Source organism: Phytohabitans houttuyneae (assembly GCF_011764425.1).
GTDB classification, from domain to species: Bacteria; Actinomycetota; Actinomycetes; order Mycobacteriales; family Micromonosporaceae; genus Phytohabitans; species Phytohabitans houttuyneae.
Genome location: NZ_BLPF01000001.1, coordinates 3,960,708 through 3,978,289, shown reverse-complemented (window position 1 = coordinate 3,978,289; position 17,582 = coordinate 3,960,708). Strand labels below are relative to the sequence as shown.

Genomic DNA, 17,582 nt, shown 5'->3' with positions numbered 1-17,582 from the left:
CGGCCGGGACACGGCACAGGTCTGGCGACGAGAGACGGCGAGGTGACCATGGCGGGTCCCGGCGTGCACCCGCAGGCGCTGGATGGCCAGCCGCACGGCACCGCCACCCTGCGCGTGCGGGGACACGACGTCGCGCGGTACGTGTGGCAGCCCGACCTGCCTCTCGCCATGTCGCCGCGCCCGTACCTGCATCCCGTGCGCACGCTCGCCGGCGTCACGGTCACCGACGCGGCCCCGGACTCGCACCGCCACCAGTTCGGCATCAGCATCGCGGCGCCGGACGTGGGCGGGCACAACTTCTGGGGCGGGCGGACGTTCGTCGCCGGCCACGGACCGGCGTGGCTCGACAACCACGGCGTCCAGCACCACGAGCGGTGGCTGCGGCACGGCGGCGACGAGCTCGCGCACGCGCTGCGCTGGGCGGACGCGCACGGAGCGGCGCTGCTGCGCGAGCAGCGGACGATCGCGTGCCGCCCGCTGACCGACATAGCCTGGGCGCTGGCCATGCACACCCGGCTCACCAACCTCACCGGCGCGCCGCTGCCGATCCGCAGCCCGGCCGCGCAGGGGCGCCCCGGCGCGGGGTACGGCGGCTTCTTCTGGCGTGGCGCCGCGGCGGACACCGCGCAGGTGCTCAGCCCGGCCGGCAGCGACGTGCGCTCGGTGCACGGCGGCACCGCGGCCTGGCTCGCCGTCACCGGCGTCACGTCGGGGGACACCTGGACCGTCCTCTTCGTACCCGGAGACGAGACCACCGCCCGCGACCGCTGGTTCGTCCGTGCCCGCGACTACCTCGGGGTCGGCTCCTCGCTGGCCTGGGACGAGCCGCTCGTCCTCGGTCCGGACGAGACGATCGAGCGCAGCCTCGTCACCGTCGTCGTGGACGGGCCGCTGACGCCGGCCGCGGCCGCCGCTCTCGCCCGGCAGGCGACATGACGACTCCGATCCGGCCGAGCAGCTCACGACGACGCGAAGAGCCGGTCCGGCAGGAGAGCCTGCGCACCATCAACCTCGAGCTTGTGTTCCGGCACATCCTCGCCGCGACCCACCCGATCTCCCGCACCGAGCTGGCGGCCGCGACCGGCCTGACCCGGCCGACCATCACGCGGATCGTCGAAGACCTCCTCGCCGGCCAGCTCATCACCGAGACCGGCATCGCACACGACGGGCGCGCCGGGCGGCCCCGTGTGGGTCTCACGCTCTCCGACCGGGGACCGGCCGGGCTCGGCCTCGACATCCGCGCGGACGGCCTGGCCGCCTGCGCCGTCGACCTGACCGGCAACGTCCGCCACCTGGCCTTCGCGCCGTCGCCGTACGCGGGGCGGACGGCCGACGCGGTGCTGGCCGACCTGGCACGCATGGCCGACGCCGCGATCGAGGCCATCGCCGCGGAGAGCCTCACCGTCGTGACGGCGACATTGGCGGTACCCGGGCCGGTGGACGCCGGCATCGTCCGCTCGGCGCCCGCGCTGGGCTGGCGCGACGTGGACGCCGGCGCCCTGCTGCGCAACGCGACAAGCCACCTCAACCTCCCGGTGACCGTGGAAAACGAGGCCAACCTCGCCGCCCTGGCCGAGCTGTACGCCGGTGGGGATGCCGGCGCCGGCTTCGTGTACGTCTCCGGCGGGCTCGGCATCGGCGCCGGCATTGTCCTAGATGGACAGCTGCTGCGCGGCATGCGCGGCTGGAGCGGCGAGCTGGGACACGTCACCGTGTACCCGGACGGCAAGCCCTGCCCCTGCGGTGCGCGCGGGTGCCTGCACACGTACGCGAGCCTGGAGGCGATCCTCGGCGACGACCCGGCACCGGCCGGCGTCACGCCGGACGCCGCGATCCTGACCCGTGCCGACGCGGGCGAGCCGGCCACGCTGGCCGCGCTCGACACGGCCAGCACCACGCTCGGCATCGCCCTGTCCGACGTGCTGAACATCCTCGACATCGACACCGTGCTGCTCGGCGGCAGCTACGCGCTCCTCACGTCCTGGCTCACCGCCAACGCGCGGGCCGAGATCAACCAGCGGGTGCTCACCACGGACTGGGCGCCGGTCACCGTGCGCCCGGCGATCCTCGGCCCCGACGCGGCGGTCATCGGTGCGGCTCTCACTTCGATCGACCAGATCCGCCAGCGTCCCGCCACGTGGCTGCTCCACCAGCCGACCGTCCGGTAAATCTCCGGAAGAAACCGCAGCCAGCGGGGTTTGTTTCATCGATTGACATAACACTCTGGCGTGGCATAGCCTCAACTACGCATCGACTGGGATCGGTGGCTGGGCAACCGCCGTCCACAGTCTCGTCGCCTGTCCGGGCTCGCGGCGAACACACGCAGCCACTCCATGACGGCCGACGCCATCCCTATCCGTGTGCGGTCGGCCGTACCCGCGCGAAGAAGGGATGCGAATGTTCAAACGACTCACGCTGGTCGGCGCCGTGGCTCTGGCGGTACCGGCCGCGATAGTCGCCGTATCCGTGCTGCCGGCCAACGCCGCGACCCCGGCGAATGGCGGCGTCTACACGCTCGCCGTCGCGGCTTCGGGCAAGTGCCTCGAGGTCGCGGGTGGCTCCGCCGACAACGGTGCGCTTCTCCAGCAGGCGTCGTGCAGTGCCAGCGCGACGCGGCAGCACTGGCGGGTGACGTCGTCGTCCGCCGGCGGGTTCACGTTGGTTAACGTGAACAGCACCCGCTGCGCCGACGTCCCGTCGAGTTCGACGACGTCGGGTGTGCAGTTGCAGCAGTGGGGCTGCGGCGACGGTACGAAGGTCAACCAGCGGTGGTCCTTCGCGGCGTCGGGCGCGGCGCCCGGGAAATACACGGTCACCAGCGCGGCGAGCGGGCTGTGCGTGAGCGACCGCGACGGCTCGACCGCGGGCAACAACCCGATCGTCCAGGAGACCTGCTCCGACGTCGCCCGGATGCAGTGGCTCTTCAACCAGGTCGGCGGCAGTCCCAACCCGACCACGCCGCCGCCGACCGGCACGCCGACGGTGGCCGCGGACGGCACCGGCACGTACCGCACGGTGCAGGCGGCGGTCGACGCGGTGCCGGCGAACAACACCTCCCGCCGGGTCATCACTATCAAGGCCGGCACGTACCGGGAGATCGTCACGGTCCCCTCGAACAAGCCGCACATCACGCTGCAGGGGCTGGGCTCGTCCGCCAGCAACACGGTCATCGTCAACAACCACAGCTCCGCCGGCGGCTGGGGCACGTCGGGCAGCGCCACCGTCTTCGTCAACGGCGCCAACTTCATCGCCACCAACCTGACGATGTCCAACGACTACGGCGAGGGCAGCCAGGCCGTCGCGCTCAACCTCAACGCGGACCGCGCGGTCTTCAACAACGTGCGGCTCCTCGGGGCGCAGGACACCTTCCTGGTGAACGACGCCACCCGCGCCTACATGGTCAACTCCTATGTGGAGGGCACCGTCGACTTCATCTTCGGCGGCGGCACGATCGTCTTCAACAACTGCAACATCTACGAGAAGCGTTCGACCGGCGGGCCGATCACCGCGGCCAGCACCGCTGCCACCAAGACGTACGGGTTCCTCTTCTACCGCTCGAACATCACCGGCGCGGCGAACAACGTCACCCAGCTCGGCCGCCCGTGGCGTCCGGATGCCCAGGTGCTGTACCGCGAGTCGACGCTCAGTGCCACCGTCCGCACCGCGCAGCCGTGGACCGACATGTCCGGCAACCTCTGGCAGAACGCGCGCTTCCTCGAGTACCGCAACACCGGCTCGGGCGCGGGCACAAACAGCAACCGCCCGCAGCTGTCCGACTCCCAGGCCGCCAACTACACGCCGCAGCGCTACCTCGCCGGCTCCGACGGCTGGAACCCGATGTGAACCCGCTCTCCCACGGAAGGAACACGATGAAACGGAAACTGATCGGCCTCGCCGTGATCGGCCTGACCGTGCCGGCCGCGATCGTCGCGGTCTCGGTGCTGCCGGCCAACGCCGCGGTGCCGGCCAACGGCGGCGTCTACACGGTGGTTTCCGCCTCCTCCGGCAAGTGCCTGGAGGTCGCCGGCGGCTCCGCCGACAACGGTGCGCTGCTCCAGCAGGCCTCCTGCTCCTCGGGTGCGACCCGGCAGCACTGGCGGGTCCAGTCGTCCTCGGCCGGAGGCTTCAACCTGGTGAACGCGGGCAGCACCCGCTGCGCGGACGTACCCTCCAGCTCGTCGTCGTCCGGCGTGCAGCTGCAGCAGTGGGGCTGCGGTGACGGCACGAAGCTCAACCAGCGGTGGGGTTTCTCCCCGTCGAGCGCGGCCGCCGGCAAGTACATCGTCACGAGCGCGGCGAGCGCGCTGTGCGTGAGCAACCGGGACGGCTCGACGGCGGGCAACAACCCGGTCGTCCAGGAGACCTGCGGCGACGCCGCGCGGATGCAGTGGACGTTCAACCAGGTCGGCGGCAGCCCCAACCCGACCACGCCGCCGCCGTCGGCTGGCGTGCCGTACTCGAACGTGCCAGACGGCTTCGCGCAGGGCGTCACCGGCGGCGCCGGCGGGCAGACCGTGACGGTCACCAACCAGTCGCAGCTCAACCAGTACGTGACGGCGAGCGGCGCGTACGTGATCCGGGTCGCCGGGACGATCAACATCAGTCCCAAGGGGACCGAGCTGCGGGTGGCCTCCAACAAGACCATCATCGGCGTCGGCACCAGCGGGCACATCGTGGGCGGCGGGTTCTTCCTCGGCGTGGGTGTCAGTAACGTGATCATCCGGAACCTGACGATCCGCGACACCCAGATGACCGATGACGACCCGGGCGACGACGCGTACGACTACGACGCGATCCAGATGGACACCGCGAACCGCATCTGGATCGACCACAACCGCCTCACGCGGATGAACGACGGCCTCATCGACAGCCGCAAGGACACCACAAACCTGACCGTCTCGTGGAACCACCTCGTGGACCACAACAAGACGTTCGGCATCGGCTGGACTGAGAACGTGACCGCACGGATCACCATTCACCACAACTGGTTTCAGAACACGGTCACGCGCAACCCCAGCGCGGACAACATCGCGTACTGCCACATGTACAACAACTTCCTGCAGAACAACAGCTCGTACGGCAACTACGTGCGCGGTCTGACCAAGGCGGTCATCGAAAACAGCTACTTCGAGAACGTCCGCAACCCGTATTACGTCGAGGCCGGCGAGCTGGTAAACCGGGGCAACGTCCGGGTCAACAGCCCGTGGGACTCGGGCAAGGTGACCTCGAAGGGCTCCGCCTTCAACCCGTCCAGCTTCTACTCGTACACGCTGCACAACGCGGCAGACGTGCCTCGGCTGCTGCGCCAGTACGCCGGACCGCAGGCGAGCATCGGCAACTGAATCCGACCTGCCGGCCTTCCCCTTTCCCACGGGGGAAGGCCGGCACCTTCCTTTGTGGAGGATCTGATGAAACGACGCTTCGCGCTCGCGGCGGCCGGCTCCGGCTCGTACCCGAGCTGGTCTGTGTGCTGGAGCACAACTTGCCGGGTATCAGCAATTTTGCTGGCTCCCGGCAAGTTTGTTTGCTACCTTCGGCAGGGTGATCGATGCCGGACTGCGGGAGCGGAAGAAGGCGGCGACGCGCGTGGCGCTGAGCGAGGCCGCCATGCGGCTCGCCGAGGAGCGCGGCGTGGAGCACGTGACCGCGGAGGCCATCGCCGAGGCGGCGGGGGTCTCGCCGCGCACGTTCCACAACTACTTCGCCAACAAGGAAGAGGCCATCCTCGCCGCGACGTGGGATTTCGTCCGTGACGTGGTGGCCGCCCTGCGGGCCCGGCCGGCGCGGGAGTCGGCGCTGGAGGCGATGCGCCACATCGCCGACGACCTGATCGCCACGAGCGGCGGCAGCGTCGAGCAGATCGCGGTCCGCATGCGCCTGATGGAGACCAGCCCGGCGCTCTCCTCGCGCAACGACGTGCTCCGCGAAGAGGTCGGGCGCATGGTCGTCGAGGCGGTGGCCGAGCGCTCCGGCACCGACCCCGACCGCGACCTCTACCCCCGCCTGCTCGTGGCCAGCCTGCACGCCGCGCTCATCGCCTCGATGGACGTCTGGCGCGCCGGCAAGACCGGGCGCGACCTGACCGACCTGCTGAAAGAGGCGTTCGACCAGCTCGGCGCCGGGCTGCGCGAGCCGCCCCGCTAGCACCTGAACAGCCCGTCAAGCCCCGCCGTCGACCGGTGGCGGGGCCGATCAACCACGCCCTCGACACACGGAGAAACTTCCCATGGCTACCTATCTGTACCGGCTGGCGCGTTTCTCGTACCGGCGCCGGCGGCTCGTCCTGGTGCTGTGGCTGGCGGTGCTGGCCGCGTTCGGTGCCGGCGCTCTCACGCTGTCGGGACCCACGTCCACCGCGTTCACCGTCCCGGGCACCGAGTCGCAGAAGGCGATCGACCTGCTCGGCGAGCGGTTTCCGCAGGCCGGCGCGGGTGGTGCGACAGCGCGGGTCGTCTTCGCCGCACCGGACGGCCGGACTGTCGCCGATCCGGCCAGCAAGGCCGCGATCGAGGAGACGGTTGCCGCGCTGAAAGTGGCGCCGCAGGTGAGTGCGGCGACCGACCCGTACCAGGTGGGTGGCGTCAACCCGGCCGGGACGATCGCGTACAGCCAGGTGACCTACACGGTGCAGGGCATGGACATCACCGATGCCTCGCGGGATGCGCTGAGCGCCGCGGCGGAGCCGGCCCGGGCAGCCGGGCTGACCGTCGAGATGGGCGGCGACGCGCTCGATCCGCCGGTCGGCACCTCGGCCACGGAGGTGCTCGGCATCGCCGTCGCGGCGGTCGTTCTGGTCATCACGTTCGGCTCGCTAGTCGCGGCGGGACTGCCCCTGCTGACCGCGATCATCGGTATCGGTATCGGCATCGGCGGCATCATGATCGTCAGTGGCTTCGTGGACATGGCGTCGACGACCTCGATCCTCGCGCTGATGCTGGGCCTGGCGGTGGCCATCGACTACGCGCTGTTCATCGTCTCCCGGTACCGGCACGAGCTGGCGACCGGCCGGGACGGTGAGGAGGCCGCCGGCCGCGCGGTGGGTACCGCCGGCTCCGCGGTGGTCTTCGCCGGCCTGACCGTGGTGATCGCGCTGGCCGCGCTCGCCGTGGTGAACATCCCGCTGCTCACCGAGATGGGCCTCGCCGCGGCGTCCACAGTGGTCGTCTCCGTGCTGATCGCGCTGACCCTGCTGCCCGCATTGCTCGGCTTCGCCGGACGGCGGATCGTGGGCCGGCGCGGTCGTGACCCGGAGACCGCCGGCAACGGCAAGCCCACCGCCGGTACCCGATGGGCACGCTTCGTCACCCGGCGGCCGGCCGCGGTGCTGGCGGCCGCGGTGCTCGCCCTCGGCGTGATCGCGATCCCCGCGCTGAGCCTGCGCCTCGGCCTGCCGGACGACGGCACCGCCGCGCCCGACACCACCCAGCGCAAGGCGTATGACCTGCTCAGCCAGGGGTTCGGTCCGGGCTTCAACGGCCCGCTCACGGTCGTGGTCGACGCACCGGACGCGCAGGGCGCGGCGGACGAGGCGGCACAGGCCATCCAGGCCCTGCCCGACGTGGCCGCCGTCGTACCGCCGGTGGTCAACCCGGCCGGCGACACCGCGCTGCTCACCGTGATCCCGGCCAGCGCGCCGAGCAGCGCCGCGACCGAAGACCTCGTGACGGCTATCCGCGACACTGACGGCGCGCTCCGCGGCGACCTCTCCGTGACCGGGCAGACGGCTATGGACATCGATGTGTCGGACCGGATGGGTGACGCGCTCGTGCCGTACCTCGCGGTGGTGGTCGGCCTCGCGTTCGTGCTGCTGGCGCTCGTTTTCCGGTCGATCGTGGTGCCGCTCAAGGCCACGCTGGGCTTCCTGCTTTCGGTGGTGGCGACGTTCGGCGCGGTGGTGGCGGTCTTCCAGTGGGGCTGGCTGGCCGGGCTCTTCGGCGTCGAGGAGACCGCACCGATCATGTCGCTGCTGCCGGTGCTGCTGGTCGGCATCGTCTTCGGCCTCGCCATGGACTACCAGGTCTTCCTGGTGACCCGGATGCGCGAGGAGTACGTGCACGGCGCCGAGCCCACCGAGGCGGTGGTGACCGGCTTCGGGCACGGCGCGCGAGTGGTCACCGCGGCGGCCATCATCATGATCAGCGTTTTCGCCGGCTTCATCCTGTCCCACGAGTCACTGATCAAGTCGATCGGCTTCGCGCTCTCGGTGGCGATCCTCTTCGACGCGTTCGTCGTCCGGATGACGATCGTGCCCGCGGTGATGACCCTGCTCGGCCGCTCGGCGTGGTGGCTGCCCCGCTGGCTCGACCGCATCCTGCCCAACGTCGACGTCGAGGGTGAGAAGCTCCGCCATCAGTTAGCCTCGCCGGCGCCCGCTGACGAAACGCGGGCGTCTGCGTTATCGTGATGAGACGCCGTCACGGCGTAGCACCGGTCGAGAGGCGCTGCAACGGGCCACCGAGCCCGCCACGCTCGACATGGTTGCCAGGTTTGAAGGGCGCCTCCTACAGAGGAGGTGTCCTCTTCTCATGTCGTTGTCCATCCAAAAGCTCAACGGTGTCGAGTTCGCTGTCCGCGACCTCTCGCTGGCCGACTTCGGCCGGCACCAGATGCGCCTCGCCGAGCAGGAGATGCCGGGTCTGATGGCGATCCGGCGCGAGTTCGCCGAGCAGCAGCCGCTGCGGGGGGCGCGGGTCGCCGGGTCCCTGCACATGACCATCCAGACCGCGGTCCTGATCGAGACGCTCGTCGCGCTCGGTGCGCAGGTGCGCTGGGTCTCCTGCAACATCTTCTCCACGCAGGACGAGGCCGCGGCCGCGGTCGTCGTCGGCCCGGAGGGCAGCACCGAGGCGCCGTCCGGCACCCCGGTGTTCGCCTGGAAGGGCGAGACGCTGGAGGAGTACTGGTGGTGCACGATGCAGCTGTTCGACTTCGGCGACGGCCAGGGGCCGAACATGATCGTCGATGACGGCGGTGACGTGACGCTGCTGGTGCACAAGGGCGTGGAGTTCGAGACGGCCGGCGCGGTGCCGGAGGCGCAGGCGGACGACCACGAGGAGTACCAGCTGATCCTCGAGTCGCTGCGGACCAGCTTCGCGGCCGACGCCAAGCGCTTCACCCGGCTCGCGGCCGGCATCCGCGGTGTCTCCGAGGAGACCACGAACGGCGTCGCCCGGCTCTACCGGCTCGCCCGCGAGGGGCGGCTGCTCTTCCCGGCGATCAACGTCAACGACTCGGTGACCAAGTCGAAGTTCGACAACAAGTACGGCATCCGCCACTCCCTTGTCGACGGTCTCAACCGCGCCACCGACGTGATGCTCGGCGGCAAGCTCGCGGTGGTCTGCGGCTTCGGCGACGTCGGCAAGGGCGCTGTCGAGTCGCTGCGCGGCCAGGGTGCGCGGGTCGTCGTGACCGAGATCGACCCGATCTGCGCGCTGCAGGCCGCGATGGAGGGCCTGCAGGTCGTGGAGCTCGAAGACGTGGTCGAGCAGGGCGACATCTTCATCACCACGACCGGCGGTACCGACATCATCATGGCCGAGCAGATGGGCCGGATGAAGCACAACGCGATCGTCGCCAACGTCGGTCACTTCGACACCGAGATCGACATGGCGGGGCTAGCGCGCGTGCCGGGCATCGTCAAGACCGAGGTGAAGCCGCAGGTGCACGAGTGGCTCTTCCCGGACGGGCACGCGATCCTCGTGCTCTCCGAGGGGCGCCTGATGAACCTCGGCAACGCCACCGGTCATCCCAGCTTCGTGATGTCCAACTCGTTCACCAACCAGACGATGGCGCAGATCGAGCTGTTCACGAAGCCGGGTGAGTACGAGACGAAGGTGTACACGCTGCCGAAGCACCTTGACGAGAAGGTGGCCCGGCTGCACCTCGACGCGCTCGGCGTGCGGCTGACCACGCTCACCAAGAAGCAGGCGGAGTACCTCGGCGTCGACGTCGAGGGTCCGTACAAGTCGGACCACTACCGCTACTGATCCAGTCCTGAGGCCGCCCGGGTCCGTCCACATCGGACCCGGGCGGCTTCGTACCGCCGGTGGAGAGAGGCATTCGTCGCATGCCGGACCTGGCCATGCCGTGGGACCGGGCGCGGGCGCTGGCCGCCGGCGTGTCCGCGATGCCGGGGACCGAGCGCGTCCTGCTGGCGGAAGCGGCCGGCCGGGTACTCGCCGCGCCGCTGCGGGCAGCCGTCCCGGCGCCCGCCTTCGACACCGCGGCGATGGACGGCTTCGCGGTCGCCGGGCCCGGTCCGTGGCGGATCGGCGGCCGGGTGCTGGCCGGCGGTCCCGGCTGGGTGGGCGAGCTGGCCGAGGGCGAGGCGGTCGAGATCGCCACCGGGGCGATCGTGCCGGCCACGGCAGAGGCGGTACTCCCGTACGAGGAATGCCAGGTCGACGGCGACCTGGTGCGGGGTGCGCGGAAGACCAAAGACCACATCCGGCGCGCCGGTGAGGACGCGCGGCCCGGCGACGAGCTTGTGCCCGCCGGCCGCATCGTGACGGCCGCGGTGCTCGGCGCGGCCGCGCAGGCCGGTGCCGGCGAGCTGACGGTGCACCGCCGGCCCAGCGTCGCCGTGCTCGTGACCGGCGACGAGGTGGTGACCAGTGGGCTGCCCGGCCCGGGGCAGGTGCGGGACGCGCTGAGCCCGATCGTCACGGCACTCGTCACGCGGGCAGGCGGCCAGCCGGTCGCGTACCACCATCTGCGTGACGGCGCCGGGCTGCTGCGGACCGCGATCGAAACCACGGACGCCGAGGTGGTGGTCGTGACGGGGTCCTCGTCGGCCGGCGCCGCCGACCACCTGGGGCCGGTGCTGAGCGGGCTCGGCGCGCGCCGGCTCGTCGACGGTGTCCGCTGCCGGCCCGGTCATCCACAGGCGCTGGCGGTGACCGCCGATGGGCGATGGGTCGTGGGGCTGCCGGGCAACCCGTTCGCCGGCCTGGTCGCCGGGTTGACGATCCTCGAACCGCTCGTGGCGTCCCTGGCCGGCCGCTCGCTGCCGGCACCGGCCACGCTGCCGGTCTTCGGTGCCGGGCGCCCGTACCCGGACGGGGTGCGTCTCGCGCCGGTCGAGGTCAGCGGCGGGCAGGCGCGGATCCTGCCGGGCGCCCGTGCCGGCAGCCTCCGGGCGGCCGCGATGGCGGACGCCGTCGCGGTGCTCGAACCCGACTGGGTCACCGGCAGCTCTGCCGCGGTGCTCCCCGTGCCGTAGCGGCGCGTCCATTTTCTGTCCAGTGCGCGTCCAGTCGTCGGCGGCACAGTCTGCGGGGAGTCGCACAGCTGGTGCCCGGCGTCCCCCGCGCCGGGCACCTTCGCTCACGGCCGAGGCAGGCGGGCATGTGCGCGCCCGCGCTCAGGGCTGGGGCGGGAGTGCTGCCAGGCGTGTGCGCACCTTCGCCGCCTCGAAGGACTCCAGGTCGGTGTAGAGGACCAGCGCCTCGCCGTAGCGTGAGCGGGCCCGCTCCGCGTCGCCCAAGGCGTGATGGGCGTGGCCGAGACCGGCGAGCGCGCGGGCCTGCTGGTCGACGGCGCCGATGTCGAGCGTGATCGCGAGCGCGGCGCCGTGGTGTTCGAGGGCGTCGCCCGGCTCCCCGCGGGCGTGCGCGGCCTCGCCGAGCCCGTTGAGCGCCCACGCCTGGCCCTCGCGGTCGCCGATCTCGCGAAACAGCGTGAGCGCCAGCTCGAAGTACGTCGCGGCCTGCGCCGGCTGACCCAGGCGGGTGTGCGCGATCCCCAGGTTGTCGAGCGAGCTGGCCTCGCCGGAGCGGTCGCCGAGCTGGCGAAACAGCGCCACCGCCTGCCGATGGTGCTCGGCCGCCTCCTCGTCGCGGCCGAGCCGCTGCTCGACGAGGCCGAGGTTGTTGAGCGCGGCCGCCTCACCCGAGCCGTCACCGGCCTGGCGGGCCAGGGTGGCCGCTTCCTCGTGGTGGCGGGCGGACTCGGCGTGCCGGCCCAGCAGGGTCTCGATGATGGCCAGGTTGTTGAGCGCGCGCCCCTCGCCCGAGCCGTCGCCCGCCTGGCGGAAGAGGGCCATCGCCTGCTGGTGGTGGTCGGCGGCCGAGGCGTAGGTGCCCTGCCGCTGCTCGACGGTGCCGAGGGCGGTCAGCGCGACCGCCTGCCCGGCGAGGTCGTCCGCCTTCGCAAAGAGGGTCGCGGCCTGCTCGAAGTGCTCGGCGGCGGCGGTGTAGCGGCCGAGCTTCAGGTGCACGGCGCCGATGCCGCGCAGAGCGTGTGCCTGTCCAGCCAGGTCACCGGCTTGCCGGGCGGCCTCGTACGCGGCGTCGTGCACCGCCATCGCGTCGGTGTAGTGGCCGCCGTCGAGGTAGCGGAAGAGCGTGGTGGACAGCAGCGTCGGGTACGCGGAGCCGGGCGGCGCGCCGCGCACCGTCGCCACGAGCGCGGCCCGCTCGGCGTCCAGCCAGGCCCGCGCGCTGCCGGCGCCGGCCAGCGCGGGGCTCGGCGTGGACGGCGGGGGCACCCGTGGTCGGCGATGCGACTCGGCGGGGTAGAGGTGGTCCATCGCGGTCATGGCGGTGGCGAGGTAGTACGCGTACAGCCGGTCGAGCGCGGCCGACCTCGTGTCCTCGGTGTCCTGTGTGGAGGCAAGACTCGCCGCGTACGCGCGGAGGAGGTCGTGCATCCCGTACCGCCCCGGTGCCGTCGGGTCCACGAGGTGCGCGCGGGTGAGCGTGTCGAGATCACGGCGGGTCGCCGCGAGGTCCGCTCCGGTGAGGGCGGCGACCGCGTACGCGTCGGCGTCCGCGCCCGGGTGGAGGCCGAGCAGCCGGAACGTGCGGGCGGCCTCGGGCGGCAGGTGCTGGATCGACCACGAGAAGACCATCGCCACCGTCGAGCGCGGGTCACCGCCCGCGTCCAGCAGCTCCAGCCGGCGCTGCCGCTCGGCCAGCTCGCCTGCCAGTCGGGTCAGGGAGGTACCGGGGCGGGAGACGGCCAGCTCAGCGGCGACGCGCAGGGCCAGCGGCAGGCGCGCGCAAAGGTCCACAAGGGACGCGGTGGCGACCGGCTCGGCGTGGGTGCGGTCACCGATCAGGCGGTGCAGCAGCGCGTACGCGTCGGCCGGCGGCAGCAGGTCGAGATCGAGCCGGTGCGCCCCGTCGCGGGCGACGAGGCCGGCCAGGCGGTCACGACTGGTGATCACGACCGCGCAGCCGCCGGTGCCGGGCAGGAGGGGCCGGACCTGCTCCGCCGACGAGGCGTTGTCGAGCAGGATCAGCATCCGGCGGCCCGCGAGCGCCGAGCGGTACCGGGCCGCCCGCTCGTCCTGGTCGAGCGGGATCTCCGGCCCGGGCACGCCGAGCGCGGCAAGGAAGCGGGCCAGCGCGTCGGCGGCGGTGACCGGCTGGTCCGGGTCGTACCCACGCAAATTGACATAAAGCTGTCCGTCAGGAAACCGGCCGCGGACCTGGTGCGCCCAGTGGATCGCGAGGGCGGTCTTGCCGACCCCGGCCGTGCCGGACACCGCGGAGAGCACAACGGCGGCGGCCGCTGTCCCGCCCGGGGCGGCGAGGATGGCGTCGAGCCGCTCCAGCTCGTCACCGCGGCCGGTGAACGCGGCCACGTCGGCCGGCAGCTGGGCCGGCGTGTGCTGGCTGGCTGCCGCCGTCGCTGCCGGCGGGGGAGGGCCACCCTCGCCGCGCAGGATCGCCTGGTGCACGGCCTGCAGCTCCGGCCCGGGGTCGGCGCCCAGCTCCTCGGCCAGGTGTGCGCGGGTGGCGGCGTACCGGTCCAGCGCCTCGGCAGCCCGCCCGGCTGCCGCCAGCGCCCGCATCAACACCGCCGCCAGCGGCTCGACCAGCGGATGTTCGGCCAGCTCACCGGTCACCCGGTCGATCACGGCGGGTGCGTTGCTCACCTCCAGCTCGGCCCGTGCCCAGGCAAGCAGTGCGGAGAGCCGCTGCTGGCGCCACACGTGCCGGGTGTGCTCCACCCACTGGCCGGACAGCCCGGCAAGCGGCTCACCGCGCCAGAGCCCGAGCGCCTCGCGCAGCAGCTCGACGCGGTCCTCGGCCGAGTGGCCGGCAGCGGCGGCGCGCTCGACGAGGCGGCCGAAGCGGTGCATGTCAACTCGCTCGGGTGCGAGCTCCAGCAGGTACCCGTCGGCGCGCCGGACGACAAGGCCGCCACCGCCGGCGGCCTCGCCGAGCATGCGGCGGATCCGGTTGATGTGGGTCTGGAGCAGCTGGCGCGCCCGGGGCGGCGGCGACGACCCCCACACCCGCACGATCAGCGACTCCACCGGCACAAGCCGGCCCGCGTCGACCGCGAGCGCCGCCAGCACCACCGCCTGCTGAGGACGCCCGCCGGCGAGTCGCCGCGTCCCTGTGTGCACCTCCACCGGACCGAGCAAGCGCAACTCCACGACCAACCCCCAGGACTTTGGTCGATTCTCGTTCGTCAATTTAGCTCCGCCGGTCCAACTGATGGCGCGTGTGTTCAGAATGGGACGCATGGTCGTGCCGCGGGATCCACCACCTTGGACGGTGACGTTGGTCTGCGGTGCGTCGGGTGTCGGCAAGTCGACCGTGGCCCGCCTGCTCGCCGCGCGGTACGGCGTGCCCCTCGCGGAGGCCGACGACCTCGTGACCGGCATCAAGGCGGTGACCACCGCTGAGCAGCAGCCGGTCCTGCACTACTGGGACACGCACCCTGAGGCCGCCGGCTGGGAGCCGGAAAAGATCGCGGACCTGCACCTGGCGGTCGCCGAGGCGCTGCGGCCGGCGTTCCGGGCCGTGATCGCCGATCACGTCGAGGGGCCCGCGCCGGTGCTGCTGGAGGGCGACTACCTCGTGCCCGACCTGGTCGGCGGCTTTGGTGGCGCGGTACGCGCGGTGGTCGTGTCCGAGCCGGTCGCCGACCAGGTCGTCGCCAACTACCGGGCGCGCGAGCCGGGCAGCGGCGTGCCGCGCGGCCGGGCGCTGATCAGCGCGCTGGTGGAGCGGCGGCTGGCCGAGCGCGCGGCCGACGCGGGCGTGCCGGTGGTGGCCGCACGGCCGTGGGCGGACGCCGTCGACCGCATCGACCGCGCGCTGCGCGCGGGCAACCAGCTCGACAATCCTATTTAGACAGAACCGGTCAGCCGGGCGACGGCTTGCCGGCAAGCTCGCCCGTGCGGCGCAGCTTCTGCCACTTGAGGTGGCCGCCGGAGAGCGCGGTCGCGGCGGCGTGGAGCAGCACGAGGTACATGAGCTGGCGGTAGACGACCTGCTGGATCGGCAGCGCCCACAGGGGGCGGAGCGGCTCGCGGTCGAGCCGGAACGCCAGTACCGCGGTGACGATCTGGATGGCGAGCACCGCCAGCCACGCGACGAGCGTCTCCACGCGATCGAGGAAGACGAGCCCGTAGACCGCGAACACGTCCAGGACCGGCGCGCACAGCGGCAGCAGCACGGTGAACAGCGCGATGAACGGCAGCCCGCGGCGGCCGAACCGGCCCGACGGCCCGCGCTCGACGATCGCGCGGCGGTGCCGCCACATCGCCTGCATGGTGCCGTAGCTCCACCGGTACCGCTGGCGCCACAGGTCCCGCAGCGTGCTCGGCGCCTCGGTGCTCGCCACCGCGCTCTCCTGGTAGACCACTCGCCAGCCGGCCCGGTGCAACGCCATCGTGAGGTCGGTGTCCTCGGCGAGCGTGGCCCGGCTGAGGCCACCGGCCGGGCGCACGGCGTCCCGCCGGAACGCACCGAGCGCGCCGGGGACCGTGGGCATGCAACCCAGCGCGTCGTAGAGCCGGCGGTCCAGGTTGAAGCCGATCACGTACTCGATGTGCTGCCACCGGCCGATCAGGCCGCGCCTGTTGCCGACCTTGACGTTGCCGGCGACCGCGCCGACCGACGGGTCGGCGAATGGCTTCACCAGCTCGGCGATTGCCTCCGGCGGGACCACCGTGTCGGCGTCCACCATGACCACGATCGGATGCCGTGCCAGCGCGATGCCCGCGTTCAGCGCGGCCGCCTTCCCGCCGGCGGGCACCCGCACCAGCCGTACGCCGGGCAGGCCGAGCCGCTCCACTTCCTCGGCCGTGCCGTCGCTTGACTCGTCGTCGACGACGAGCACCTCGATGTCCGGGTACGTGCTGGCCGCCAGCGACCGCACCGTCGCGCCGATCGTGTCGTGCTCGTTGTAGGCCGGCACGATGACGGTGACCGGCGGCGTGACGGGCGGCCCCCAGGACCACGCGGCGGCCCGCCGTCGACGGGCGTGCCGGACCGCGATGGCGAACATCAGCAGGGTCCGCAGGAGCGTCAAGACCCCGACGACGATCAGCAGTACCCAGAGCACGCGGAGCGCGCCGTCGGCGATCGTGACACCCCACACCAGTGCCGCGCCGCGGACCGCCTGACCCCGGCTGGGCTCCCGGTCGCGGTCGAGCCCCGGCACCGCACCGGCAACACCCTCGGAGACCGTCGTGAACCGGTACCCGCGTTGCTTCAGGCTGGGGATGAGCCGGTCGAGCGCGGCAAGGGTCTGCGCCCGGTCGCCGCCGGCGTCGTGCATGAGCACCACCGCGCCGCGGTCGCCCTCCGGGGTTGAGCTGCGCACGATCGACGCGGCGCCGGGACGGGCCCAGTCGCGGCTGTCGATGTCGTTGAAGACCGGCACGTAGCCCCAGCCGCCGGCCTCGCGCGCCACCGACCACTCCGGGCCGTCGAGCGCGTCCACGCCGCTGGAGTACGGCAGCCGGACCAGCGGTGTCGTGGCGCCGGTGGTGTACGCGATCGCGTCCTGGGTCTGCGCGTACTCGAGCCGCCGCCGCCACGAGGGCAGCTCGGCCAGGTCCGGGTGGGTGAACGTGTGGACGCCGAGCTCGTGCCCCTCGCGCAGCAGCCGCCGGGTCAGGTCGGGATGGCGGGCCACCTGCGCACCGACGACGAAGAACGTGGCGCGCGTGCGGTGCTTGGCGAGCACGTCGAGCACGCGTGGCGTCCACACGGGATCCGGCCCGTCGTCGAAGGTCAGCGCGATCGTCCGGGCCGGCATCCGGTACGACGAGTTCCGCTTGTCGCGGGTGTCCACGACGGCGCCGCCGTCCCGCACCGGCGCCGGTACCGCCCCGCCGCCCGCGCCCGCGTGCTCGGCGTCGGGTGCGAAGCGGGAGTTCGTGTACGCGCCGATCGCGAGCAGGTTGGCCAGGATGAACGTGACGGCGAGCGGCACGACCCACCGGGTGCGGCGGCGGGGCGGGAGCGGTACCTCGCCAGTGCCGCCAACGCGCCGCCGTCCATGCCAGACACCCATCAGGGCACCTCCGCGCCGAGGACCGAGGCCTGGCTCAGCCACAGCAGCGCGAGCAGGGCGAGGGCGATCAGGACAAGGCTGTACGCGACCCGGCGCAGCACGCGGGCCCGCCGCCCGGAGTGGTCGACGAATATCGGGGCGGTGGCATCGGGCGGAGGCACCGGCCGGGTCGACGTGTCGATCGGCTCGGCGACGCCTCGCGCCGCAGGTCGTCGGGTCACTTGTGGGTTGGCTCGGGCCACGGTTCGGCGGACCGCCGCCCTGCCGACGGTCCGCCCGTGCCGGCGTGCCGGCTCAGACATGAGAAATCTCCTGGG

General features: G+C 72.3%; 12 protein-coding genes. 9 read left to right on the top strand and 3 right to left on the bottom strand.

Going from position 1 to position 17,582, the window contains the following annotated elements; all coding sequences use genetic code 11:
* Positions 1 to 48 precede the first annotated feature (48 nt).
* The 8 genes from Phou_RS18265 to Phou_RS18230 all read left to right on the top strand — a co-directional run bounded on the left by Phou_RS18265 (position 49) and on the right by Phou_RS18230 (position 11,221).
* Entirely contained in the window at positions 49 to 936 is an 888-nt protein-coding gene (locus Phou_RS18265) for a DUF6807 domain-containing protein (protein WP_173057115.1), read from the top strand.
* Complete coding sequence (locus Phou_RS18260) at positions 933 to 2,168, top strand: ROK family transcriptional regulator (protein WP_173057114.1); 1,236 nt, start codon at positions 933 to 935, stop codon at positions 2,166 to 2,168. The genes Phou_RS18265 and Phou_RS18260 overlap by 4 nt, the downstream gene beginning before the upstream one ends.
* Before the next feature lie 229 nt (positions 2,169 to 2,397).
* Positions 2,398 to 3,843 carry a pectinesterase family protein gene (locus Phou_RS18255; protein ID WP_246273602.1) on the top strand — a complete coding sequence of 482 codons (1,446 nt, stop codon included), beginning with the start codon at positions 2,398 to 2,400 and terminating at the stop codon, positions 3,841 to 3,843.
* Positions 3,844 to 3,869: 26 nt separating this feature from the next.
* Positions 3,870 to 5,342, top strand: coding sequence for an RICIN domain-containing protein (locus Phou_RS18250; protein ID WP_173057112.1), 1,473 nt, complete (start codon positions 3,870 to 3,872; stop codon positions 5,340 to 5,342).
* A gap of 199 nt (positions 5,343 to 5,541) precedes the next feature.
* On the top strand, positions 5,542 to 6,144 hold the full coding sequence (locus tag Phou_RS18245; RefSeq protein WP_173057111.1) for a TetR/AcrR family transcriptional regulator: 603 nt from the start codon (positions 5,542 to 5,544) through the stop codon (positions 6,142 to 6,144).
* Between the two features lie 82 nt (positions 6,145 to 6,226).
* Positions 6,227 to 8,404 (top strand): MMPL family transporter, encoded by a 2,178-nt coding sequence (locus tag Phou_RS18240; RefSeq protein WP_173057110.1) that lies wholly within the window; start codon positions 6,227 to 6,229, stop codon positions 8,402 to 8,404.
* Positions 8,405 to 8,525: 121 nt separating this feature from the next.
* Entirely contained in the window at positions 8,526 to 9,986 is a 1,461-nt protein-coding gene (gene ahcY / locus Phou_RS18235) for an adenosylhomocysteinase (protein WP_173057109.1), read from the top strand.
* Positions 9,987 to 10,066: 80 nt separating this feature from the next.
* Positions 10,067 to 11,221, top strand: a complete 1,155-nt coding sequence (locus tag Phou_RS18230) for a molybdopterin molybdotransferase MoeA (RefSeq protein ID WP_173057108.1) — start codon at positions 10,067 to 10,069, stop codon at positions 11,219 to 11,221.
* Positions 11,222 to 11,362: 141 nt separating this feature from the next.
* Here the strand turns inward: Phou_RS18230 and Phou_RS18225 are convergent, their stop codons facing one another.
* A complete protein-coding gene (locus Phou_RS18225; protein ID WP_218579052.1) occupies positions 11,363 to 14,389 on the bottom strand; it encodes an AfsR/SARP family transcriptional regulator in 3,027 nt (1,008 codons plus the stop codon).
* 88 nt (positions 14,390 to 14,477) lie between these two features.
* Here Phou_RS18225 and Phou_RS18220 point away from each other — a divergent pair, with 88 nt between their 5' ends.
* A complete protein-coding gene (locus tag Phou_RS18220) occupies positions 14,478 to 15,092 on the top strand; it encodes a hypothetical protein (RefSeq protein ID WP_218579051.1) in 615 nt (204 codons plus the stop codon).
* A gap of 10 nt (positions 15,093 to 15,102) precedes the next feature.
* Here the strand turns inward: Phou_RS18220 and Phou_RS18215 are convergent, their stop codons facing one another.
* Entirely contained in the window at positions 15,103 to 17,265 is a 2,163-nt protein-coding gene (locus Phou_RS18215; protein WP_173057105.1) for a bifunctional polysaccharide deacetylase/glycosyltransferase family 2 protein, read from the bottom strand.
* Complete coding sequence (locus tag Phou_RS18210; protein WP_173057104.1) at positions 17,265 to 17,486, bottom strand: hypothetical protein; 222 nt, start codon at positions 17,484 to 17,486, stop codon at positions 17,265 to 17,267. Before Phou_RS18210 ends, Phou_RS18215 begins: the two co-directional genes overlap by 1 nt.
* Positions 17,487 to 17,582: the final 96 nt, after the last annotated feature.